Origin of the sequence: uncultured Psychrobacter sp., assembly GCF_947495825.1 — a bacterium.
Lineage (GTDB): Bacteria > Pseudomonadota > Gammaproteobacteria > Pseudomonadales > Moraxellaceae > Psychrobacter.
This window is the reverse complement of sequence record NZ_CANMAH010000001.1, coordinates 476,333-499,984: the sequence shown is the minus strand read 5'-3', so window position 1 is coordinate 499,984 and position 23,652 is coordinate 476,333. Positions and strand designations below refer to the sequence as shown.

Sequence of the window (23,652 nt, the reverse complement as noted above, 5' to 3'; positions counted from 1 at the left end):
ATCAGTTATGCATACCGAAATAAGTTTTGAAGACGCCATCGAAGACAGCTTAGTTGAGCAAGGTGGCTATATCAAAGGGGAGGCGACTGAATATGATAAGGCATCAGCGCTATTCCCAGCAGATGTGATCGACTTTATCAAAGCCTCACAGCCTGCTTTATATCAGCGCATCGAGCACGGGCAAAAAGGTAATACCGATAATTATATATTGACGTATCTACAGAACGCCTTAGATGTCAGTGGCTCACTGAACGTCTTGCGTCATGGCTTTAACTGCTATGGCAAGATCATTAAGATGGCGTACTTTGCGCCCAATACCAGTATCAATGCCAATACTGAGCAGCGCTATCGAGATAATATCTTAAAGATGACCCGTCAGGTGCATACTGAGTATAACGAGATACCAGATCTGGTGTTATCACTAAACGGTATTCCCATAATTACTATTGAGCTAAAAAATAAACTATCGGCGACAGGCTGGAACGTCGACGATGGTATTAATCAGTATAAGCTTGAGCGCAATCCGCACGGCAAGCTATTTGCCTTTAAGACGCGAACGCTGGTGCACTTCGCTGTAGATACCGATCAAGTCTATATGACCACGCGCTTGCAAGGTGAGGATACTTTCTTTTTACCCTTTAATCGTGGTCACAATGGCGGTGCTGGCAATCCGCCTATAGCTGGCAAAGTACGCACGTCTTATCTTTGGGAAGATATATTAACCAAAGATAGCCTCATGGATATCATCGGGCGCTTTATTCATCTCGAAGTGAGTGAAAAGAAAATCAAAACTGACTCAGGCAATCGCTACAAAACCACTGAGACGATGATATTCCCGCGCTTTCATCAGCTGGACTGTGTCCGTAAGCTGACGCACCACAGCCGTGAGCATGGCGCAGGGCATAACTATCTGATTCAGCATTCGGCAGGCTCAGGCAAGTCTAACTCTATTGCATGGCTTGCCCATCATCTTTCATCGATGCATAACGATGACGATCATAAAGTATTTAACTCGATCATCGTGGTCACTGATCGTGTCGTTTTAGACAAACAGTTACAAGACACCATTACCCAGTTTGAACACAAAGACGGTGTGGTTAAGAAAATTGATGAAAACTCGCATCAACTGGCACAAGCGATTGCCAGTGACACTCAGGTCATTATCACCACGATTCAAAAATTCCCGCATGTCATGAAGTCGATCCAAAAACAGCGTGAGGATGGCAGTCATCTGGATCTGTCTACCAAGGACAAGCGCTTTGCCATTATCGTTGATGAAGCGCATAGCTCGCAAACAGGTGAGACCGCATCAGAGCTACGCAAGGTGCTGAATCAAGATGGCATTGAATCGGCTATCGCTGCGGAATTTTTATTAGATGAAGCGCAAGGAGAAGATGAGCTAAGTCCGGATGTTAAGGCGGCGCTATATCGGGAGACGCACAAACGCCAGCGCCAACCGAATCTAAGCTTTTTTGCCTTTACCGCTACCCCAAAATGGAAGACCTTGGCACTATTTGATGAACCAGGAGCAAATGGCAAATCGCCCTTCCATAGCTATACCATGAAGCAGGCCATCGAAGAGGGTTTTATCCATGATGTATTAGCAAATTACACTACTTACAAGCATTATTTTAAGCTGCTACAAATAGCCAAAGAAGACAAAGAGCTGGCTAAAAATAAAACCAAACAGGAGCTGCTACGGTTCGTCAATTTGCATCCTAGTGTGATCAGTCAAAAGGTAGAAATCATCGTTGAGCATTTTTATGCGGTGACCCGTCATAAAATTGGCGGACACGCCAAAGCGATGGTGGTGACAGAATCAAGAGAAAGCGCCGTGCGCTATAAGATTGCTTTTGATGAGTACATAAAAGAAAAAGGCTATACCGATATCAAATCATTGGTTGCGTTCTCAGGTAAGTTATCCTTTCCAGACAAGCCGGAGAAGGTATATACCGAAGTCACTATGAATAATGGTATCAAAGAAAAAGAGCTACCTGAGAAGTTCGATACGGATGAGTATCAAGTACTGCTCGTGGCTGATAAATATCAGACAGGCTTTGATCAACCGCTACTGCATACGATGTTTGTAGATAAAAAGCTATCGGGCGTACAAGCGGTACAGACGCTATCGCGCCTAAACCGTACTGCTAACGGTAAAGATGACGTGTTCGTGCTGGACTTTGTCAATACTGATGCTGACATAAAAAAGGCATTTAAACCTTATTATGATGTGACGGCTTTAGGGGACATACCTGACGATACGAAACTTACTGAGCTTGCGCACACACTTAACGAGTGGGGCATATACTTCGCTCAAGATATAACACAGTTTTCTGAAATATGGTTCAAAGGTAAGCACAAGCTATCCAAAAAAGATCACCAACAGCTCAACAGTATTATGGATGTAGCTGTCGAACGATACAATGCTATCTCACATCAGGACGATATAGAACAAAAATTAGAGAAACAAAGACTGTTTAAATCGCAAGTACAAAGCTATCTTAATCTATATCAGCTCGTCTCTCAGATCATGCCTTATGCGGACACTATTCATGAACAGCGTTATGCCTATCTACGAATGCTGCTTAGATCATTACCCAAAGGTAGCAAGGATACGCGGATCGATATATCAAAAGACGTCACGCTACAGTTTTATCGCTTAGAAAAAGTCGGTGAGGGTAGTATCAAGCTAAATGATAGTGATGCTAAAGACTTAAAAGGTTCTACTGATGTAGGCACAGGACAGACTAAAGCCACTGATCACGTATCTAAGATGATAACTGAGCTTAATGACGCTTTTGGTACAGATTTTACGCCTGCTGATCAGATGTTCTTTGATCAAATTGTGGAGGAAGCGCTAAGCGATGAAGCTATCGTTCAATCAATGAATAGTAATAAGTTAGACAGCTTTACTGAGTATTTATCGGGCAGATTGATCGATTTATTTTTAAAGCGCATCGATAGCCACGGCGATATATGTAATACCGTCATGATGAATGAAGAGATTAAATCCAAGGTTGCTAAGCGGCTTGCTAAGCAGCTATTTGAGCAGAAAGATCGCTAGCCTAAACACAATATTGAATAAGGTATATGTACTGTCATGAAAGCAACCGAAGCCAAACTCCTTGATTTTTTAAAGAAGTCACCACAATTTATCATTCCTATATATCAACGTACCTACTCCTGGACTGAGCAGCAATGCCGTCAGTTATGGGATGACATCATGCGAGCAGGCAACAATGATGCCGTTGGCGCTCATTTTATTGGCTCTGTTGTTTACATTGAAAAGGGACTGTATCAAGTTTCTAGCCAATCACCTCTACTAGTCATTGATGGTCAGCAGCGACTAACTACGGCTATGCTTCTTTTAGAAGCTTTATCTCGGCATCTTGGGGATTCTGAACCCGTTGAAGGATTCTCAGCTAAAAAATTGCGCAACTATTATTTGCTAAATCCACTAGAAGATGGTGAGCGTGGTTATAAGCTGATTTTGACCCAAACAGATAAAGATAGTTTTTTATCACTAGTCACACAAAAATCACTTCCACAGGACTTCTCATTACGGATTAAAGAAAACTTCGATTTCTTTGATACACAGATAGCAAAACTAAATGGTAACCTAGAGCAGCTTTGTCGTGGTTTATCTAAGGTAATCATTGTTGATATAGCTCTAAGTCGAGACCAAGACAATCCACAGCTGATTTTTGAAAGCATGAACTCTACTGGTAAAGCGCTGAGCCAAGCCGATTTAATTCGCAATTTTGTGTTGATGGGATTGGAGCCAGATCATCAAGCTGATCTGTATTATGATCATTGGCGACCTATGGAGGTCGAGTTTGGACAGGAGAGCTATGGCGATTACTTTGATAGCTTTATGCGTCACTATTTAACGGTAAAAACAGGCGATATACCTAGACTTGATGGTGTATATGAAGCTTTCAAGCACCATGCTCAAAGGCTTGAAGCAAAAGGGTCAAATGTAGATCAACTGGTTGCCGACATTCACTCTTTTGCTAAGTACTTCTGTGCAATGGCATTGGGAAAAGAAACTGATAAACAACTAGCAGTGGCATTTAAAGATTTGTGCGAGCTAAAAGTTGATGTGGCTTATCCTTTCTTACTTGAGCTTTATCATGACTATAGTTTAGGACAGCTTAGCAAAGATGACTTCTTTGATGCAGTCCGCTTAATCGAATCGTATGTCTTTCGTCGTGCGGTATGTGCAATCCCTACGAACTCATTGAATAAAACCTTTGCAACTTTTCATAAAGCGCTTGATAAAGATCGTTATTTAGAGAGCATCAAAGCTCACTTGATCGGATTACGTTCTTATAAAAGATTCCCAAATGACGATGAGTTTAAACGTGAACTGATTATTCGTGACTTATATAATTTTCGTAGTCGTAGTTATTGGCTACGTCGTTTTGAGAATTTTGAGCGCAAAGAGCTTGTTTTAGTAGATGAATATACTATAGAGCATATCATGCCTCAGAATGAAAGGCTTTCAAAGCAGTGGCAAGAAGAGCTCGGCGCTGACTGGCAACAAGTGCATGCGACTTATTTGCATACGCTTGGCAACTTAACGCTAACTGGTTATAACTCTGAATACAGTGACCGCCCATTTATTGAAAAACGTGATATGACAGGTGGTTTTAAGAACAGTCCACTTATACTCAACGAAGATCTAAGAAGCTGTAGCTCATGGAATGAAAACACAATTAGTACGAGAGCTAGAAAACTTGCCAATCGCGCTATTGCAGTATGGGTGGCACCTCATTTATCAGAGAGTATATTACAGGCTTATAATGATATGCCTCCACTGCATGAAGGCTACACATTGGCTGATCACACCCATCTAGCTAAAGACGCACCAATGCATGATCTCTTTCAGCAGCTCCGTAAAGAAGTAATGGCTCTTGATCCTAGTGTTACTGAAGATATATTAAAGCTATACGTAGCATTTAAAGCAGAAACCAATTTTGTTGATGTAGTACCATTAAAAAGCAAATTGAGATTATCTATTAATTTACGTTTTCATGAGCTAAATGATCCTAAAGGCATAGCTAGAGATGTAAGTAATCTCGGTCGTTGGGGAAATGGTGATGTTGAGATTGGGCTTAGTGATATTTCTGATCTGCCCTATGTGATGGGCCTTATTAGACAAGGCCTAGAAAAGCAGATGGGTGAAAGCGTTTATTAATAGTATCGTAATAATACAAGTAATCGTTTAAATACTTAAATATCTATCACTGACCATTCTAAATGAAAAAAAGCCTTTTAATTAATAATATATGTTTCAATACTTTTAAACATCAATATCTTAAATGAATTTTAATATGAGCTATTGAGCATTGAGTTTCAATAGCTCAAGTACCTTATCTTCGCCAAGCTGATCAATCAATGCTTGCAGCTGCGCGGTAGAGTCAGCTTTGGTTTGCGCATCGGCTCTAAACTTAGCGGTATCTCTGCCTTCTCGCAATGCGTCTAAATAGTCAGCCCAGTTTTGCATCATCTCACTACGATCATCTATATACTCAAACCGTCCATAAGCAGTGCCATTAGGGTCTTTGGTTGTATGACCCAATGCCATCTCTACAAGCACGAGAGGATACTTTAATTGCTCTTGTAGGATGGTCTTTGCCGTGGCTCTGAAGCCATGAGCACAATGTATGTCTTTATAACCTAAGTCCTTTAATCGCTTATTTGCTGTCGCATCAGAGATGATCTGATGTTTTTTTGCCGTCTCACTGTAGAAGACAAATTTAGTATGACCGTTGATCTTTTGCTGCTCACGCAAAATAGCCACCGCTTGACGAGGTAGAGGCACGACCATGTCCTTGACCATGTTTACCTTGCCTTGTCCTTTGAGCGGCTTTAATGTCCACCTGCCAGCATCTAGATCGATATCAGTCCAGCGCATACGGCGTAGATCACCATTACGCACGAACAGTAACGCCAATAGCCTAAGAGAGTTGATAGTGTTTGGATCACCTTCTATAGTCTCGATATCACGTAGCAGCTTAGCTAGTGCTTTAGGCTTAGTGATCGCAGGACGATGACCATAGCTCGACTTAGCCAGTTGGCTTTTAATTAAAGCGGCTGGATTGCTACTACAGAAGCCGCGAGCTCCCGCATAGACAAATACATCACTAGCTATACCCGCGCAGCGTTCAGCCTTATCTGTGGGCTTGCCAGCTTTGTTTAATGACTTAGCTTGGATGTCTAAAAGCACTTCGAGCATTCTAGGTGAGCCAATTTCACTAATAGGTTCATTACCAATATAGGAACATATAAGCTCTAAACGTCCTTTTTTACGAATCAACGTATTACCTTTTTGAGTCTGCTCTAGTCCTTCAAAATACTTCCAAGCAAAATGATTAAAAGAGTTTTTAGTTTTACTAATAATACTATTCTTTAACTCTTCACGATGATCTTTGGGATCAATATTACGACTTAGTAGCTCTTCATAGTCACGCCAGATTTCACAGGCACGTAAAAACGATACGTTTGGATAAACACCAAGCGATATACGTTTATTTTTTGAATGAGTAGGAGACAGGTAGCGATAAACCCAAGACTTAGTGCCGTTAGGTCTGACCATGAGATACAGCATGGGATAGTTTTTGACAGAGACGAGATATTCTTTGTCACTAGCTTTATGGCTGCTAATACTACGATCAGAGCTAATAGGTTTGCGTGCTTCCATGACTGATACCCCAATGTACATTTAAAAACCAGTGTACATAGTAGTGTACATCAGATGCATGGATTGGGATAGATATAGCAGGACAGTATAAGACGTCAGATACAACAAAGCCCCTGATATCAGGGGCTTTAGCTGTTCTATAAGATAGTATAGGACTATGTAATGGTACCCGGAGCCGGACTTGAACCGGCACGCTCGTTAGAGCGAGGGATTTTAAATCCCTTGTGTCTACCAATTTCACCACCCGGGCAAAACTTGTTTTATCTAAAATGTAAGCTAGCTGATAGACCATCTAGTTACTAGATAAGTGGTCGCTATTATAAGCTGTTGTGCTAATAATGCAAGCCTAAATTAACGTAAAGTTAATAAATAATTGGAGGCTGGAGTCGGAATCGAACCGGCGTTAACGGAGTTGCAGTCCGCTGCATGACCACTCTGCCATCCAGCCAATCAAGGTGGACTATATTAGCAAAAATAATTTAAATTACAAGTCATTTTTTAGCTAAAAATAGGTTATTTACTAATGTAAGTCAATTTAATCATTATTTAAAGATATTTGAGCGGTTATTGCCTTATCAATAAATGCTCAGTTGATGATAAGACATGAACGCTGCAAAACCTTCTATGAGCTTTGCAGCTAAATTTGTCCAATAATCTGTCTATAAGATGTCTTTGTTATTGCGTTTGGCTTTTTTGACGTCACGATAAGTTGCAGTACAAATCAAAACAAGTACACCAAGTGTAATCGCAGGCCAAATTAAAATATATAAGCCATAAATAAAGACGTTGTCCATGATATCTCCTTATAGTATTTATAAATATGGTATCTAAGAGCAATCAACGGTCAGCTATCTACTGACCATCGTTGCCTAACCATCATTACCTAAGATGATCTATACTTTCGCATTTGATGCTTTTGATACTTTAGCTTTTTTATCATAATTACCAACACGCTCTTTGATCAGCTCAAAATCAAAACGTTCATTACCCATCAAGCTGACGACTACACAGACGATGGTACTAGCACCATAAGCCGTTAGTGAGGCGAGTAAGACCATATACTGACGTAAGAAGCCAGTAGCGAAGATGAGCATCAATACCAGCGTAATGGCTGCCGCTAACATACCAATTTTGCGTCCTAAGAAGCCAAATACCATTAGTCCAATCACGACTGCGGCGCCAACACTTGCTAATACTTCAAAGAATAAAGCCGTGTAACCAGTGATCGGCAAAAGCTCAAAGCGAGCTATGCAGAAAAACAGCAAACCGATAATGACAGCGGAGGTAAAGGCGGTATTGGTCACGCGACTCCAAAACACACTAGCGATCACAGGGAAGACAATCGCGCCCCATAAGGCCCCTACGAATACCAGCATTACTAAAATATCTAGTTTGAAGCTAGCAAAGATTAGACCGACTACGGTAGCAATAATCATCGTACTACGACCAACTAACATCATGGTCTTAGGTTTGACTTTACCTCTAGCGATGTTTTTACCGTATACATCTGCCATCATAATGGTCGATAATGCCGACAAATCCGAATCAGCAGTCGATGACAATGAGCCAATGACTAAGATAAAGAATAGAGCGATAAATACAGGATGCAAATAAGTACTGACCATTTGCGGGATCAAGTTGTTCATATTGCCATCAAGAGGTTCGATACCAATGGTTAAGGCCATCAAACCAATCATACCAAGACCGATGACGATACCTGCATAGCCAACTGTGGCAGTAACGAATGTGGCTTTAATCTTAGTTTTATCAATCGCAAATAAGCGCTGCGTAATGGTTTGGTTACCAATAGCATAAGCCAATACAGCAACGAAATAAGGCGCGCCTTGTTGGAAAAAGGCTTCAGACGAAAAGAAATTCTGCTGCTCAAGCGTTAAATTGGATAGACCGCTGACCATAACTTCGGGGCCACCCATCGCAAATAATACTGCTGGGATAATAACGATACCAATGGCCATAAGCGCGACTAATTGAGCAAAATCAGTAAAGACAGAGGCACGAAACCCTGAAGTTAGAGTATAGCTCAGTACCCCGACACCTGCGATCATCACACCTGTTTGGAACGATAACGGTGATAATACGGACACCAACGCCCCAGCTGCAGTGAAATTGACCATCAAGCTAATTAAGCTGCCCATAAGGTTAGATATGGCTAAAATTAATTGGCTTGATGAGCCATGGCGGGCGTGAATAAGCTCACCTAACGTATGACCATCGGGCGCAAGCTCACGAAAGCGCATACCAAAAGGGTAAATAAATAAAATCATCAGCGCACCCCAAAAGCCATAATGTATCGGCCCTGATACGCCATATTTATAGCCAGAAGTGGCTGCGGCATAAAATGATGCTGCCCAAATCCAGGTGGCAGTCATACTGGCTGCACCCATACCAAAGCCGACACCATGACCTGCGACCATAAAGCCTGACGTCGTCTCTTTGTCCTTTTTAATTAACAATGATAATAAGTACGTGCCGCCATAAAACGCTAACAATAATAAAATAATAGTCAGCGATGAAAATTGGAACAATGACTCAGTTTTCAAATTCATACCTCGCGATTGTTTTAGATAAAAAAAGTTGGTACTACGATTTATAGTCCCAACTAATTATGAATTTAGTAATCAGACTGATACTGCTATTGCCACACAAATCTGTTGTTTCGTTAACAGTCAGTCAGCAAAACATGCGATGAAGAAGCTATATACCAAGAACCAAACGTCAAACAATATGGGACACAATAAACAGTAGCCCCCATAATGACTGGCGTCTAATAATGGAGTTACCATCACGCTCATACAGTCGCATGTCATAGTAGATGTTACGGATAAGTACTTGTTAATACAGTACTAACGAACACGAAATAATAACCAATACTTCGTATCAGACATAGACAGCTAAAGTTGGCACTCATTTTTTATGCAAAATATCTTCTTAGTAACATTTAAACTTTGAACATATTAATGATGTGAGAGCCATTTAACCGCTATAAGCAAGTTGGCTAAATACAAAACTAGCCAATAGCATGTGAAAAACGTGTGAATAGCGACTGACGCTGTATAAGTCTAAAACAGACGCTCTATACTATTCACAAATAAAACTTACAAATAAAACGACATCCATGTTAAATATAAGTAACATTTACGTGCCATAAGAGTAACACTAATAAGCGTCAAATCTCAAGTTTATAGGCAATCTTATGATTCAACGACTAGTGACTGCTAAGTTTTGGTCGTAAGTGATAATTTTATCTACGTTAATATTTCTTATAAGAGTTATCAGAGAATTTACAACAGCTGAGAAGCAATACTGATTGATGACTGGGATTTTGGTCGCAAAATAGGTACAATACCTTGCTTAGTACAGTGTCTGCTTTTTAAGAGGTTTATCAGCACAATTGCTACCTCAATTGTCCTGATGATGTGCAAAATGCGGGATATATACGCTCATAGTAAGCTACTGCTCACCTATGTTTACTGAGCAAAATAATGGCCGACACTGTTTCCCTCTTATTTATTGCTTTATTTATTGGAGTTACCATGTCAAATGCCTCGTCAACTAAGACGACAATGACGTCAGATAATCAATCTGCCACATTATTAGACGGCAAAGCACTTGCTAAGCAAATAGAGCAAGAGTTGCGTACACGCGTTGATACTCTCAAAGAGAAGACTGGTCGTACGCCAAGTTTGGCAACGATATTGATTGGTGATGATCCTGCCTCTGCCACTTATGTGCGTATGAAAGGTAATGCCTGTAAGCGTGTCGGTATGGATTCAATTCGGGTTGAGATGCCAAGTACGACGACCACAGAGCAGCTCAAAGCCAAGATAGATGAACTTAATAACAATCCAGATGTCCATGGTATATTGCTACAGCATCCCGTTCCTGATCATGTTGATGAGCGTGCATGCTTTGAGCAGATTGATTTGGCAAAAGACGTCGATGGGGTCACTTGTCTTGGGTTTGGTCGTATGGCGATGCAGCAATCTGCTTATGGTTCATGTACGCCGCAAGGCATCATGCATTTATTGGATCATTATAATATCGAGCTTGCAGGTTTGGAGGCAGTGGTTGTGGGGCGTAGTGCCATCTTGGGTAAACCAATGGCGATGATGCTATTAAATGCTAACTGTACAGTAACCATGTGCCATTCAAAAACACAGGATTTGGCTGCGCATATTAAGCGTGCTGATATTGTCGTTGGAGCCGTAGGTGTACCTGAGCTGATCAAAGCAGAGTGGATCAAAAAAGGGGCGGTGGTCGTCGATGCAGGTTTCCATCCAACCGATAATGGCGGTGTCGGTGATATTGAATTACAAGGTATTGAGCATATCGCTAGTGCTTATACGCCCGTTCCAGGTGGCGTGGGTCCAATGACTATCAACACACTGATTCGTCAAACGGTGGATGCGGCTGAAAAGTCAGCGGGTTTATAAACAAGTCCAATGCGCTAGAAAATTTAGAAAGTATAAAAGAAAATTTAGAAAGTATAAAAGAAAATTTAGAAAGTATAAAAGAAAATTTAGAAAATATAAAAAAAGGCTAACATGGTTAGCCCTTTTTTATGTCTAAAATGTTTGAGCCTACCATAGCCTGCCATCTAAGTATTTGTAGGTACTTATAGGTAATTGGCAAGCCAGACTATAGCCACTTTAATCTTTTAAAATTGTAGTATAGATAACTACATAAGGCGATGATAAATCCCATGATCACAAGGTATGAGTACTTCCAATGTAACTCAGGCATGAAGTCAAAGTTCATCCCATAAATACCAGCGATGGCAGTCGGTACGGCTAAGATACCCGCCCAAGCAGCAAGCTTACGTACTACTTCGTTTTGTCCCATATTCACCATCGCCATATAAGTGTTCATCACCACACTTAGCATCTCATTCAAACCATTAATAGCGTCTAAAGAGTGGAGTAGATGGTCATTGACATCACGAAAGTAAGGTTTTGCTGCTTGCGAAAACCCAGAGACCAACTCGCTTTTTTTATGGTTGATAAAAAAGCTACAGATGTCTTGTACGGGCAAGATAATTGCTCGCATATTTACCAGTTGCGACTTGAGCTCGTATAGGTTTTTTAATGTGCTTTTGTTAAACTCATAACTAAAGACATAGCGCTCTTGCTCACGTAAATAGCTACCTAGGCGATCAGTGACTGGCATATAGTTATCGACAATAAAATCGAGAATAGCATGTAGTACAAATATGGGTCCCATGCGTAGCTTTTCAGGGCGACGGTTGCAGTGCTCACGTACGGGTGCATAGGAGTTGGAGGGTCCATTACGAATCGTAATCAGATAGTTTTTACCCATAAATATGGCAGTAGTACCATAGCGAATAATATTGTCTTCTAATTTGGCTGTACGTAGCACCACAAATACCATGTCATTATCATAGTTTTCGACTTTGGCGCGCTGATGATCGGCAAACGCATCTTCGATCGCAAGCTCATGTAAGTCAAAGGCATTTTGGACTTTAATCATGGTCTCTAAACTGGGATCATACAGTCCAAGCCAGATAAATTGACCACTGTTGCTAAGGGCGCGACTGACGTCATTGAGCGCCACTTGGCTCAGTTGCTCGCCTGTCTTGCGCGAATAAGCATAGCAGTTGACCACTTCGTCATCGCTAGACAAATCGATGTCTTCATAACGCTCAGAGTCAGGATCATACACCGTCATCGTCTCGATGGTATCTTCGGCCGTGGCATCCACATCTCCGTAGATATAGCTGTCATAACTATCTAGATAGGGATGACTGTCGCTGATATCAGAATAGATGCGACTAATATTAGAGTCAGGTGTAATGCGGGTATTTGTCTTGATTGATAGATCGTCATTGCGGTCCATACACCCTCCCTTGTTGCTTTTATAAAATCTAAATGGCTACTTTCTGTTCAAAATGGCCCAAATGAATTCAGCCTAGAAAAGCCCAACGATAAACCATGTCGTTGTTATATCGCATAGCGTTTTAAAGTTTCAATATCGACCAGTGTCAGTAAACTCTCATGGCAACCTTCTAGTTTCAATTTTGGTGCAATATCGAAATCTAATGCTTCAACCCAGCGTAGCGCACAGATACACCAATAGTCACCAGGTTTTAGACCTGGAAAATTGTATTCTGGTAAAGGCGTAATCAAATCATTACCGCGACTCGATGAAAAGTTAAGAAATTCACTGGTCATCTTGGCACAAACGGTATGCTGGCCGACATCATGATTGCCAGTATGACAAAAACCATTACGATAGTAGCCAGTAATTGGATCAAAGCAGCAGCTGGCAAGAGCAGTACCTAGCACATTGGTCTGATTAATAGCAGGGTTAGGGTGGTAGTCAGATGACATAAGGTCTCCGAAATTAAGTGGTTAGATAGAATGGGGGTTAATAAGTTTATATCGTAGTTTGTATGTTGTTAATCGTGGTTTTTGTAGGTAAACGAACTGGAATAAATTTGCTGTAATATCTGCAGTTTTAGCAAGCAAAAAATTATACCAGCTGTACGTGGCTACTAATGTATCGACTTTATTTCGAGACAATTATAGCCTGTCTACTAATAGCCTAAAACATAAGCTAGTGTAACATGGGTCTATTAAAAAGATGTGAACCAAATCATTCATCACGATTTAATAGATGATAAAAGCGATCATAAACGATAGTTTTGGCTAATAATAAATCGCAATAATGCAATAATGTATTTATGACTAGATAGAACGTATTGATATGAATTGTGACTAGGCGAACCCCAGTTGCTATGCTAAACTAAAACATAAAGTGCGCTGATCATTTACTATAATTAGTGCATAAAGATACTCGTCTTATCATCCTAACTTATACTTATTACTCACCCTTTTGCGGTTACCTAGTTTGTTTATAAATAATTGGGTCAATGGTGTTGCGTGTTGAAAATGTGTCAAAAACATACAGTAGCCATCGTTGATGTAATCATAAACAAAACCTTACTATGCCGCGTTTTTTGGTAAGCAATACGCCAAACAAGGATTTATTGTGTCTGTCAGTTCTTATTCAGCTGTACCCGTCCAATCACGTTCTAAAACCAATCCCACCTCTCAGCATGCTGATGATAGTAGTGTACCCAATCATCTGCCACATTTAAGCAATTTTCATCTCAGTAATTTTACCGCAGAAGTTGCCAATAGCTGGCTGCTACCTGATGGTGTGGTTGATGTATTGTTTGAAGATGCGCAAAAGCAAGAAGTGCTGCGACATCAGCTAACTCAGCAGCTGATCACTCACGGCTATCAGCTGGTTAACCCGCCGATGATTGAGTTTACAGAGTCATTATTAAGTGATGCATCAGAAGATCTTAAACGTCAAACCTTTAAAATCATTGATCAGCTTACAGGTCGTTTGATGGGTGTGCGTGCGGATATTACGCCGCAGATTTTGCGTATCGATGCCCATCATGGCGGGACAGGTGTTGCGCGTTATTGCTATGCAGGTGATGTCATTCACACCTTACCCTCAGGACTGTTTGGATCGCGTACGCCATTGCAGTTAGGTGCTGAGATATTTGGTTGTGCATCGCTTAGTGCAGATTTTGAACTGATAGATGTCTTATTTACGATGGTCAATGACCTAAATATGAGTGCAGCTTTGCATATTGATTTGGGTCATGTGGCGATATTTAAACGGTTGGCTTTATTGGTTGAGTTATCAGACAGTGATACCAAGCAATTGATGCATTTATACGCCAATAAAAACCTACCAGAGTTAAAGCGCGTCTGCCAAACATTACCTATGGGTAGTGATTTTTATGCTCTAGCACGCTTTGGTCATGATATGACGCAGCTATTGTCTAAGCTATCAGATACCGCTCAACAAGATACCGAAATTGTTACGGCAGTCGATGAGTTACAGCGCTTAAAAACGCATCTGCAGGAGCAATGGAATTGTGATGTCAGTATCGATGTCACGGAGCTGTCAGGCTATCACTATCACACCGGTATTGTGTTTAATGGTTATATCAATAGTGAGACCCAGCCGTTGGTACGTGGCGGACGTTTCGATGGGATGCAAAGTGGTGGTCACTTAACAGATAACCAGCCACGTGAAGCCACGGGCTTTAGTATGGACGTCAGCCGCTTATTGGCACATGTCGGATTGGCTGCTCCAATGGTAGTGGTGGTTGATTATGATGCAATCAACAATATGGATAGCGAACAAAAACAGACGCTACGCCAGCAAGTAGATAGCTTACGCCAGCAAGGTTACCGAGTCACTGTACCACTAGATATGCATGACTGTCCTCAAGACGTCACGCATCGATTAAGCATCGTTGACAACCAGTGGCAATTAACCGCTGTTAAATAAAGCTGTTTTGTCAAACAACCGTATCAAAAGATGGGTTTATCAAAAGACAGTATTGTCAAAAAGCATTATTTTTCGTTTAGTTTTAAATTGTTATCGTATGGCTGTTTGATAATGAACAGGCCATGCACCTTAATACATCATTGTAAGGATTAATCATGGGTAAGAATGTCGTAGTTTTAGGTAGCCAGTGGGGCGATGAAGGTAAGGGTAAAATCGTTGATTTACTTACCGAAAAGGCCTCAGCAGTAGCACGTTTCCAAGGTGGCCACAATGCTGGTCATACGTTAGTTGTCGATGGCAAAACCACTGTCTTGCATCTTATTCCATCAGGTATCTTACGTGAAGGTGTTACTTGTTTTATTGGCAATGGCGTCGTGCTAGCGCCTGATGCTTTGTTAAAAGAGATGAAAGCGCTTGAAGACAACAACGTACCAGTACGCGAGCGCCTACGTATCTCACCTAATTGCCCACTTATCATGCCTTATCATGTAGCCCTCGATCAAGCTCGTGAAGCCAAACGCGGTACAGGTAAAATCGGTACCACAGGTCGCGGTATCGGTCCTGCGTACGAAGACAAAGTTGCGCGCCGTGCTATTAAGCTTGCTGACTTATTCCGTGATGATTTAGAAGAAAAGCTACGTAACCTTATCGAATATCATAATTTCCAATTGACTCAATACTACAAAGTTGACGCCATCGATTTTGATGAGACGTTTAAGCTGTGCCAAGAGTGGAAAGAAGAGATTAAGGGTATGGTAACTGATGTCACTGAAGACCTTAATCAGTTGCGTCTGGCTGACAAAAACTTAATGTTTGAGGGTGCGCAAGGTACGCTACTTGATATCGATCACGGTACGTATCCGTTTGTGACCAGCTCAAGCGTCACGGCAGGCGGTGTATCGACTGGTACTGGCATCGGTCCATTATATTTAGACTATGTGCTTGGTATTACTAAAGCTTATACCACACGCGTTGGTAGCGGTCCGTTCCCAACAGAATTGTTTGATGATGTTGGTGCTCACTTAGCCAAAGTCGGCCATGAGTTTGGCGCGACCACTGGCCGCGCGCGTCGCTGTGGCTGGTTCGATGCCGAGGCATTACGCCGTGCTGTTGTACTGAACTCTATGTCAGGTATCTGCTTGACTAAGCTTGACGTATTAGATGGTTTAGAAGAGTTGCTAATCGGTGTGGGTTACGAATTACCAGAGACTGAATGTGCAGGCGCGCATGATGCCGAGTTTTATGAGTCAGTAACGCCTAAGTACGAAACGATGCAAGGTTGGAGTGAGTCTACCGTTGGTATTACCAACTATGATGACTTGCCAGAAAATGCTAAAAAATACATCAAGCGTATCGAAGCACTGATTGGCTGTCCTGTTGATATTATCTCAACGGGTCCTGACCGCGAAGAGACCATCGTATTACGTGATCCGTATGATGCGTAGATAAATAGAACAAACTATTGAATGACGAAACCCTAATGTCCAGCTTAGAACTAACATTAGGGTTTTTTATAAAGATTAATAATATTGGTAGATATACAATATATAGTATGTACCTCTTACTTTTAGTGAATGCAAAATTTACGTTTAAGTAAGCTGGTATCAGAATTACCCCTATCATTTATAGCGTCAATCATTATAATAGGCAGCAATCATGTGTTGGCGCTTATGTTTTCATATTGGTAAAACATGAGTCATTTGAATCAGTCCAAGTCAACATTGTGGTCAAAGTTTAAATCATATTTTTAATTCTTATTTAACTTACCCTTTATTAGGAGATTTTTTATGGCTAACGAACGTACTTTATCTATCATCAAACCTGACGCTGTCGCTGGCAACCACATCGGCGCTATCTATGACCGTTTTGAACAAGCTGGTCTAAAAATCGTTGCAGCCAAAATGCTACAACTTGATGATGAAAAGGCAGGCGGTTTTTACGCTGAGCACGCTGAGCGTCCATTTTACAATGACCTAAAGTCATTCATGATGTCAGGTCCAGTATTGGTATCAGTATTAGAAGGCGAAAATGCTATCGCTAAGCATCGCGAAATCATGGGTGCAACCAATCCAAAAGAAGCAGAAAAAGGCACTATCCGTGCTGATTTTGCTAGCAGCATCGATGAAAACGCGGTTCATGGTTCAGATTCAGCTGAATCAGCTAAGCGTGAAATCAGCTACTTTTTCAATGATGATGAAGTTTGTGCACGTACGCGCTAATAACAACGATTATTGATATCAGCTTATGATGTTGATTATCAGTAGTTGGTTTTGCAAGGACGGCTTATACTCTATTGAGTATAAGCCGTTTCCACTATTATTGAAAAATTTTATATTTTATTGATTATCTTTTTTTTGACAAACCATTATTAAGCTTATTGGTTGTTTTTGTTGAAATTTATTACTATGTCCCTCATTATCGGTTTTCAATCATTTAATTAGCGTTATCAACCCCTTATCAGCACTTTATCGATATGGAAATTATCTGCATTCTATATATGATAAGTTTTGCGCTCATAACGGATTGCTCAATGCAGCATTTAATTGTATTACTACGCTCATGGCTTATGCCAAAAGGTTACCTATTATGTCAACGATTCAAACACCCACTCAGCACATACCCAACAAGCGCACTGATAGCATTAAGCTGGTAGATGAAGCGCAGGCAAAAACCAACCTATTAGGTATGACACAAGCACAGCTCGCTGATTACTTTAAGAGCATCGGCGAAAAGCCATTTCGGGCGACGCAAGTGATTAAGTGGATATATCAGCATGGAGTGACCGACTTTGAGCAGATGACCAATCTAAGCAAGTCGTTACGCGATAAGCTGTCTATGCATGCATGTGTGACCCCGCCAAAAGTCATTCATCGTCAATACAGTGATGATGGCACGCGTAAATGGGTGTTTGAGGTGACGGGTGGCTCATTGGTTGAGACGGTGCTAATACCAGCAGATGACAGTAAGTCGAACGGCCGCAAAACTCTATGTATCTCATCACAAGTCGGCTGTGCACTGGATTGTAGCTTTTGCAGCACAGGTAAACAGGGCTTTGAGCGTGATTTGAGCGTCGCTGAGATTATCGGGCAGTTGTGGGTCGCCAACGCTTCTTATATGGCGGACGAAAACGACAGCTTAGAGAACGTCGATCATAGCTTATGGGAAAACAACGTGACCAACGTTGTCATGATGGGCATGGGTGAACCATTATTAAACTATAAGCCAGTGGTCAGCTCTATGGAGCTCATGCTTAGCGATCATGCTTATGGTCTATCGAAACGCCGAGTCACTTTATCGACGTCAGGTGTGGTACCCAAGATGTATCAGTTAGCAAAAGATATTGATGTAGCCTTAGCTATCTCACTGCACGCACCCAACGACGAATTACGTAATGAGCTGGTGCCAATTAATAAAAAATATCCGTTAAGCGAGCTGATCGCTGCGGCAAAAAATTACGTCTATGACGTTAATCCGCGCCACAAAAAACACGTCACGATTGAATATGTCATGTTAGATGGCGTCAATGACAGCAATGAACACGCCAAACAGTTGGTTGCATTACTTGATGGTCTCCCAAGTAAAATAAACCTGATACCGTTCAACCCGTTCCCGCATGCGCCTTATGATAAATCAAGTAACAACCGTATTCATGCGTTTAGCAATATTTTGAGCGAAGCTGGCTTTGTTTGTACCATTCGCCAAACACGCGGTGATGATATTGACGCAGCATGTGGTCAATTAGTCGGACAAGTCGCTGATCGAACCAGACGGTCAGCAGCATGGCAACAAAGCATTAAAGATCGCGATGCTAAGGGTAACGCTACTGTCCAATAAATTACAGTGAACGGCAAACAATGGCTCAGTCTAAGATAAAAAACAAATAGGATAAAAAACGAATGGGTTTACGTTCCTATTGGTTTTATTAAGTAATATTTATAACAATAAAAATGCAGTCATAGTAACTAAATTGTACTTAAGGGGACCAAATCCATTAAACTAATGGCTCATTGGAACTCTAGTATTAAACTCACAGTACTAAAACTCAGTTTTATGATGGCGGCTATGATGATGTTTGAATATTTTTGTCAATTTAAGACTCAGCGTAAAACTTCTTTAATAATGAATGAGCCCTCAGTAGCGAGTGCTTATCAAAAAACAAACTATACGATGTCTGGTAGTTCAAAGTCCGGTAGCCCAAAAAAAGGGCTGATGGCTAGTGTAATCGTTGCCTTATTACTAGCAGGTTGCCAAAGTACACCAACAGATGGCTTAACTGGAAGTACGCGTTATCAAACGTCTACCCAGCCAAGCGATATTCGTAATCTTGACAAGCAAGAGATCGCGCGCGTACGTACGTCGCTTGCCGCACAATACATTCGCAAAAATGAGCTTGATACCGCTCAGCGTCAACTCGAAAAAGCTTTTGCTGCTGATAGCCGATACGCGCCAGCCTATGATATGATGGGCGTTTTGTTGCAACAAGAGGGCAGCCGCCTCAATCTTGAAAAGGCCGATCAATACTTTAAAAAATCCATCTCGCTTGACAAAAATTTTAATCAAGTGCGTAATAACTATGGTGTCTATTTATCACAGATGAAGCGTTATAAAGAGGCGGCAGAGCAGTTTGAGATTGCAGGTGCAGCACTTGGTTACGAAGGACGTATTGGTGCACTTGAGAACCTAGGGCGCACTTACCTACAGTTGAATAATCATCCAGCGGCGGCCAAAGCATTTTTACGGGCTTTAGATGGTAATCGTAATAGCTTGATCGCTCATATTGAGCTGGTTGATTTGTTGCTTGAGCAGCAGCGTGTACAGCAAGCACAACGGCTTTATGATGAGACTTTATTGCTTGTACAAGGCCAAGGGATTAGTCCTAGATTGCTTCTGCAAGGTATTAAGCTTGCCGCCGTTCAAAATGATAGAACCACGCGTCAACGATTAGCACAACAGCTATTATCTGCTTATCCATTAAGCGATGAAGCAAAACAACTTAAGACTTGGCTTAATAACCCAGAGGCATCATGGAAATGAACAACCCATCATCAAATCATCAGTCTAACGCTCAGGGATCATTTGGTGCCACGCTGCAGCAAGCCCGTAAAAGTAAACAGATCAGTTTAAAAGAAGCTGCCAGTGAGTTATTCATCTTGGAGCGTCATTTACAAGCGCTAGAAGAAGAGGATTTTGCCGCTTTACCGCAAGTTACTTTTGCACGTGGTTTTGTCATTAATTATGCAAAATTTTTGCAGTTAGATCCCACAAAAATCGCGACAAGCTTCGATGCAGCGTATCCAGATGAGATGAGAGCGCAGTCAGTGAGTAATATTGATACGCCGCTACGTCCGATGGGAACACTACAACGTGATAGTCGTAGTCGCATCCGCTTTAACCCGTTGTTGATTCTTGCCATTATAGGTCTTATTGTGTTGGCGGTATTTTTATTCCGTATGGTAACCAATGCCAGTCAAGATAATGCTGCATCTACAACAGTCGTTGAAGACTTATCAGCGTCAGAACAAGCGCAAGGGGCAGCAGTTAGTACTCAGTATGATAGTACTGGTTTAGATGGTGTGGGCGCATCTGGTTCAGCACTCAATTTGGATAGTAGTAGTGATATCAGTGCTGTCACATTGGACGTTGAGATCACAGACGCTACTAACGTAGATATTACTGATGCGTCTGGTAACAGTCTGATGTCAGGCAGCCAAACCAGTGGTAACTATAAACTGCTTGGTAAGCCGCCATTTAACATCCAGATTGATAATATCGATAATGTAAAACTATTACTTAATCAAGACTCGGTTGCGTTAAATGAGTATGCAACCGATAAACAAGCAAGCTTTGCCTTAGCGCCATAATGATCTGTCCATTACAGGTTTAATGATCTGTCATGACGATATTATTATCGCTTTAAGACTGCTTATATTTTTTATCTTTTGTTCTGATTAAAGGATTCTTTATGTCCACGTCATCGCCTATTACTCGCCGTCCTACCAAAAAGATCTATGTCGGTGATGTCGCGATTGGCGGCGATGCACCGATTAGTGTGCAAAGCATGACCAATACAGATACTTGTGATATAGCCGCAACAGTCGCTCAAATTGAACGCTGCGTTGATGCTGGTGCTGACTTCATGCGCGTCTCGACTCCGACGATGGAGACAGTTGAAGCGTTTGGTAAGATTCGTAAACAGGTGAGTGTACCTTTGGTTGCTGATGTGCATTTTGATCATAAGATTGCACTGGCAGTTGCTGAAGCGGGAGCAGACTGTTTGCGTATTAATCCGGGCAACATCGGTAGCGATGCCAAAGTTCGTGAAGTCGTGGCCTGTGCCAAACATCATAATATTCCAATTCGTATTGGGGTGAACGCAGGCTCTTTAGAAAAGGACATTCAGCGTAAATACACTGAGCCAACGGGCGAGGCGATGCTCGAGTCTGCTATGCGTCATATCGATATACTGGAGCGTCTAAACTTCGATCAATATAAAGTGTCTGTCAAAGCGAGCAACGTGTTTTTGACTTTGGATGCGTATCGTTTAATATCGGCACAGATTGATAATCCGCTACATCTAGGGGTCACTGAAGCTGGGGTATATCGTACTGGCGCTGTCAAATCTGCGATTGCGCTTGGTGGTTTATTATTAGATGGTATCGGTGATACCATTCGTATCTCTTTGGCAGCAGAACCAGAAGAAGAAATCAAAATCGGTTTTGATATCTTGAAATCACTCAATATTCGTTCTAATGGTGTAAACTTTATCGCCTGCCCAAGTTGCTCTCGTCAAGAGTTTGATGTGATTAAGGTGATGACTGCACTAGAAGCTCGTTTAGAAGATGTGCGTGAGCCTATGAATCTATCAGTGATCGGTTGTAAGGTGAACGGTCCAGGAGAGGCAAAAGAAGCTGATGTTGGTATCGTAGGCGCAGCTCCCAAATCACTGGTATATCGCATGGGTGAAAAAAGCCATCTTATCGATACCAATAATTTGGTTGATGAGATTGAAAATATGGTACGTGCTCATGCAAGCGAGCTGGAAAAATCACGTGAAAATGAAATTATTAGAGTTAAATAGATGACGCCAAAACTATTCATCGTCCATTGTGAGTCTGTGAGTAGTAAACCATCAGTAAGCATCTAAGTGCCAGTAGTAACGATAATAACAATATAGACAGTCGTTATAATATTTGAGGATATGACCGAATCATGATCAAAGCTATTAAAGGGTTTAATGATATTCTGCCAGAACAGGCAGCGAAGTGGCTACAGCTAGAAGCTGTATTGGCAGATGTATTGGCTCGTTACGGTTACGAAAATATCCGTCTGCCAATCGTTGAGCAGACTGATTTGTTTGCTCGTGCTATTGGCGGTGCGACTGATATCGTTGAAAAAGAGATGTATAGCTTCGCTGATAAGTCTGAACCACCAACGCCTCTGACCTTGCGTCCTGAGGGTACAGCGGGAGCTGTACGTGCAGTGCTTGAACATAATTTGCTACGCGGTGACACGCCAAAGCTTTGGTATATCGGCCCTATGTTCCGTTATGAGCGCCCGCAAAAAGGACGCTACCGTCAGTTTCATCAGATAGGGGTAGAGAGCTTTGGTAGCGCGTTGCCAGATGCTGATGCTGAGCTGATTGCGATGACCCACCTGATGTGGCAGGAGCTGGGTCTCAAAGATGAGATGCGTTTGCAATTAAACAGCTTGGGCGAAATCGATGAGCGCCGTGCTTATCGAGATGCTCTAGTTGCCTACTTAACGGACAAGCAAGATCAGCTTGACGAAGACAGTAAGCGCCGCTTGACTACCAATCCGCTACGGATTTTGGATAGTAAAGAGCCAAGCACCCAAGCACTGCTTACTGATGCACCTAAGCTTGCTGATTTCTTGGGGACAGAAAGTCAGGTCCATTTTGAACAAGTTCAAGCGTATCTAACGACGCTTGGTATAGATTATGAAATCAATCCGCACTTGGTTCGCGGTCTCGATTATTATAATAAAACGGTTTTTGAATGGGTTACTGATAAGCTTGGTAGTCAAGCAACTGTCTGTGCTGGTGGGCGTTATGATGGTCTGATTGGACAGCTAAAGTCTGTAGGTGCACGCAACGACAAACCAGTTAAGTCTGAACCTGCTGTTGGTTTTGCGATGGGTCTTGAGCGCTTATTACTGCTAATTGAAGCAGTAGCTCCTATGCCAGAAATGTCAGTCTGTGATGTCTTTGTGGTTGCGCAGCCAGAAGTCTATGGTTTTGGTATCAATTATGCGCAAAAGTTACGTTATAGCCGTCCAGATTTGCGGGTTAAGATGGCAAGTGCAACCAGTATGAAAGCACAAATGAAAAAAGCGGATAAGTCTGGTGCAGCCTTGACGGTTATTATTGCACAGCAAGAGCTTGACGATAATACAATCAGTATTAAAAACATGCAGACTGGCGAACAGCAATCAGTTGCACAAGACTGGCTAGCAAGCACAAAGAATTTCACGCGTCTGTAATTACGTCAGTGGTAGCGTCTGGTAGAATGACCAGCGCTCACTTGCCGCTCAGCAATTAGATTTTAGCAACTAGATTTTATCAGGTAAACAAA

The 23,652-nt window shown here is 41.7% G+C and carries 16 protein-coding genes and 2 tRNA genes; 11 read left to right on the top strand and 7 right to left on the bottom strand.

Annotation, left to right across the window (positions count from 1 at the left end):
- Positions 1-7 precede the first annotated feature (7 nt).
- Both Q0895_RS02040 and Q0895_RS02035 read left to right on the top strand, forming a co-directional pair.
- Positions 8-3,064 (top strand): DEAD/DEAH box helicase family protein, encoded by a 3,057-nt coding sequence (locus Q0895_RS02040; RefSeq protein ID WP_299185122.1) that lies wholly within the window; start codon positions 8-10, stop codon positions 3,062-3,064.
- 36 nt (positions 3,065-3,100) lie between these two features.
- On the top strand, positions 3,101-5,200 hold the full coding sequence (locus tag Q0895_RS02035; RefSeq protein WP_299185121.1) for a DUF262 domain-containing protein: 2,100 nt from the start codon (positions 3,101-3,103) through the stop codon (positions 5,198-5,200).
- Between the two features lie 141 nt (positions 5,201-5,341).
- Here Q0895_RS02035 and Q0895_RS02030 read toward each other — a convergent pair whose 3' ends face one another.
- The 5 genes from Q0895_RS02030 to Q0895_RS02010 form a co-directional block, all read right to left on the bottom strand.
- Positions 5,342-6,706, bottom strand: coding sequence for an integrase arm-type DNA-binding domain-containing protein (locus Q0895_RS02030; RefSeq protein WP_299185119.1), 1,365 nt, complete (start codon positions 6,704-6,706; stop codon positions 5,342-5,344).
- Between the two features lie 163 nt (positions 6,707-6,869).
- Positions 6,870-6,956, bottom strand: a tRNA-Leu gene (locus tag Q0895_RS02025).
- Between the two features lie 124 nt (positions 6,957-7,080).
- Positions 7,081-7,154: transfer RNA gene (locus Q0895_RS02020), tRNA-Cys, on the bottom strand.
- A 211-nt stretch (positions 7,155-7,365) separates the two neighbouring features.
- Positions 7,366-7,500, bottom strand: coding sequence for a putative transporter small subunit (locus Q0895_RS02015; protein ID WP_218612946.1), 135 nt, complete (start codon positions 7,498-7,500; stop codon positions 7,366-7,368).
- Positions 7,501-7,599: 99 nt separating this feature from the next.
- Positions 7,600-9,273 (bottom strand): sodium:solute symporter family protein, encoded by a 1,674-nt coding sequence (locus tag Q0895_RS02010; RefSeq protein WP_299185117.1) that lies wholly within the window; start codon positions 9,271-9,273, stop codon positions 7,600-7,602.
- A gap of 1,017 nt (positions 9,274-10,290) precedes the next feature.
- On the opposite strand from Q0895_RS02010, the gene folD reads away from it, so the two are divergent.
- The gene (gene folD, locus Q0895_RS02005) at positions 10,291-11,160 is read left to right on the top strand and encodes a bifunctional methylenetetrahydrofolate dehydrogenase/methenyltetrahydrofolate cyclohydrolase FolD (protein ID WP_299185340.1); all 870 of its coding nucleotides are present in this window, start codon (positions 10,291-10,293) and stop codon (positions 11,158-11,160) included.
- Between the two features lie 205 nt (positions 11,161-11,365).
- On the opposite strand, the gene corA is transcribed toward folD, so the two are convergent.
- Both corA and Q0895_RS01995 read right to left on the bottom strand, forming a co-directional pair.
- Positions 11,366-12,580 (bottom strand): magnesium/cobalt transporter CorA, encoded by a 1,215-nt coding sequence (gene corA, locus Q0895_RS02000; RefSeq protein ID WP_299185116.1) that lies wholly within the window; start codon positions 12,578-12,580, stop codon positions 11,366-11,368.
- Between the two features lie 104 nt (positions 12,581-12,684).
- On the bottom strand, positions 12,685-13,074 hold the full coding sequence (locus Q0895_RS01995; protein WP_058368385.1) for a DUF2237 domain-containing protein: 390 nt from the start codon (positions 13,072-13,074) through the stop codon (positions 12,685-12,687).
- A gap of 661 nt (positions 13,075-13,735) precedes the next feature.
- Here Q0895_RS01995 and Q0895_RS01990 point away from each other — a divergent pair.
- From Q0895_RS01990 to hisS, 8 genes are all read left to right on the top strand, one after another.
- Positions 13,736-15,061, top strand: coding sequence for an ATP phosphoribosyltransferase regulatory subunit (locus Q0895_RS01990; protein ID WP_299185115.1), 1,326 nt, complete (start codon positions 13,736-13,738; stop codon positions 15,059-15,061).
- A gap of 155 nt (positions 15,062-15,216) precedes the next feature.
- Positions 15,217-16,506 carry an adenylosuccinate synthase gene (locus Q0895_RS01985; RefSeq protein WP_075103018.1) on the top strand — a complete coding sequence of 430 codons (1,290 nt, stop codon included), beginning with the start codon at positions 15,217-15,219 and terminating at the stop codon, positions 16,504-16,506.
- Between the two features lie 342 nt (positions 16,507-16,848).
- Entirely contained in the window at positions 16,849-17,280 is a 432-nt protein-coding gene (gene ndk / locus Q0895_RS01980; protein ID WP_299185113.1) for a nucleoside-diphosphate kinase, read from the top strand.
- A gap of 367 nt (positions 17,281-17,647) precedes the next feature.
- Complete coding sequence (gene rlmN / locus Q0895_RS01975) at positions 17,648-18,895, top strand: 23S rRNA (adenine(2503)-C(2))-methyltransferase RlmN (protein ID WP_299185111.1); 1,248 nt, start codon at positions 17,648-17,650, stop codon at positions 18,893-18,895.
- Positions 18,896-19,123: 228 nt separating this feature from the next.
- A complete protein-coding gene (pilW, locus tag Q0895_RS01970; protein ID WP_299185109.1) occupies positions 19,124-20,095 on the top strand; it encodes a type IV pilus biogenesis/stability protein PilW in 972 nt (323 codons plus the stop codon).
- The gene (locus Q0895_RS01965; protein ID WP_299185107.1) at positions 20,092-20,922 is read left to right on the top strand and encodes a RodZ domain-containing protein; all 831 of its coding nucleotides are present in this window, start codon (positions 20,092-20,094) and stop codon (positions 20,920-20,922) included. Before pilW ends, Q0895_RS01965 begins: the two co-directional genes overlap by 4 nt.
- A 101-nt stretch (positions 20,923-21,023) precedes the next feature.
- On the top strand, positions 21,024-22,139 hold the full coding sequence (gene ispG, locus Q0895_RS01960) for a flavodoxin-dependent (E)-4-hydroxy-3-methylbut-2-enyl-diphosphate synthase (RefSeq protein ID WP_299185106.1): 1,116 nt from the start codon (positions 21,024-21,026) through the stop codon (positions 22,137-22,139).
- Positions 22,140-22,270: 131 nt separating this feature from the next.
- Positions 22,271-23,560, top strand: coding sequence for a histidine--tRNA ligase (hisS, locus tag Q0895_RS01955; protein WP_299185104.1), 1,290 nt, complete (start codon positions 22,271-22,273; stop codon positions 23,558-23,560).
- Positions 23,561-23,652 lie beyond the last annotated feature (92 nt).

Coding starts and splice junctions, on each gene's coding strand:
- Q0895_RS02015 (WP_218612946.1), bottom strand. CDS start 7,500: ATGGACAACGTCTTTATTTATGGCTTATATATTTTAATTTGGCCTGCG.
- Q0895_RS02030 (WP_299185119.1), bottom strand. CDS start 6,706: ATGGAAGCACGCAAACCTATTAGCTCTGATCGTAGTATTAGCAGCCAT.
- Q0895_RS02035 (WP_299185121.1), top strand. CDS start 3,101: ATGAAAGCAACCGAAGCCAAACTCCTTGATTTTTTAAAGAAGTCACCA.
- rlmN (WP_299185111.1), top strand. CDS start 17,648: ATGTCAACGATTCAAACACCCACTCAGCACATACCCAACAAGCGCACT.
- corA (WP_299185116.1), bottom strand. CDS start 12,580: ATGGACCGCAATGACGATCTATCAATCAAGACAAATACCCGCATTACA.
- ndk (WP_299185113.1), top strand. CDS start 16,849: ATGGCTAACGAACGTACTTTATCTATCATCAAACCTGACGCTGTCGCT.
- Q0895_RS01995 (WP_058368385.1), bottom strand. CDS start 13,074: ATGTCATCTGACTACCACCCTAACCCTGCTATTAATCAGACCAATGTG.
- Q0895_RS02040 (WP_299185122.1), top strand. CDS start 8: ATGCATACCGAAATAAGTTTTGAAGACGCCATCGAAGACAGCTTAGTT.
- pilW (WP_299185109.1), top strand. CDS start 19,124: ATGATGATGTTTGAATATTTTTGTCAATTTAAGACTCAGCGTAAAACT.
- folD (WP_299185340.1), top strand. CDS start 10,291: ATGACGTCAGATAATCAATCTGCCACATTATTAGACGGCAAAGCACTT.
- hisS (WP_299185104.1), top strand. CDS start 22,271: ATGATCAAAGCTATTAAAGGGTTTAATGATATTCTGCCAGAACAGGCA.
- Q0895_RS01965 (WP_299185107.1), top strand. CDS start 20,092: ATGAACAACCCATCATCAAATCATCAGTCTAACGCTCAGGGATCATTT.
- Q0895_RS01985 (WP_075103018.1), top strand. CDS start 15,217: ATGGGTAAGAATGTCGTAGTTTTAGGTAGCCAGTGGGGCGATGAAGGT.
- ispG (WP_299185106.1), top strand. CDS start 21,024: ATGTCCACGTCATCGCCTATTACTCGCCGTCCTACCAAAAAGATCTAT.
- Q0895_RS02010 (WP_299185117.1), bottom strand. CDS start 9,273: ATGAATTTGAAAACTGAGTCATTGTTCCAATTTTCATCGCTGACTATT.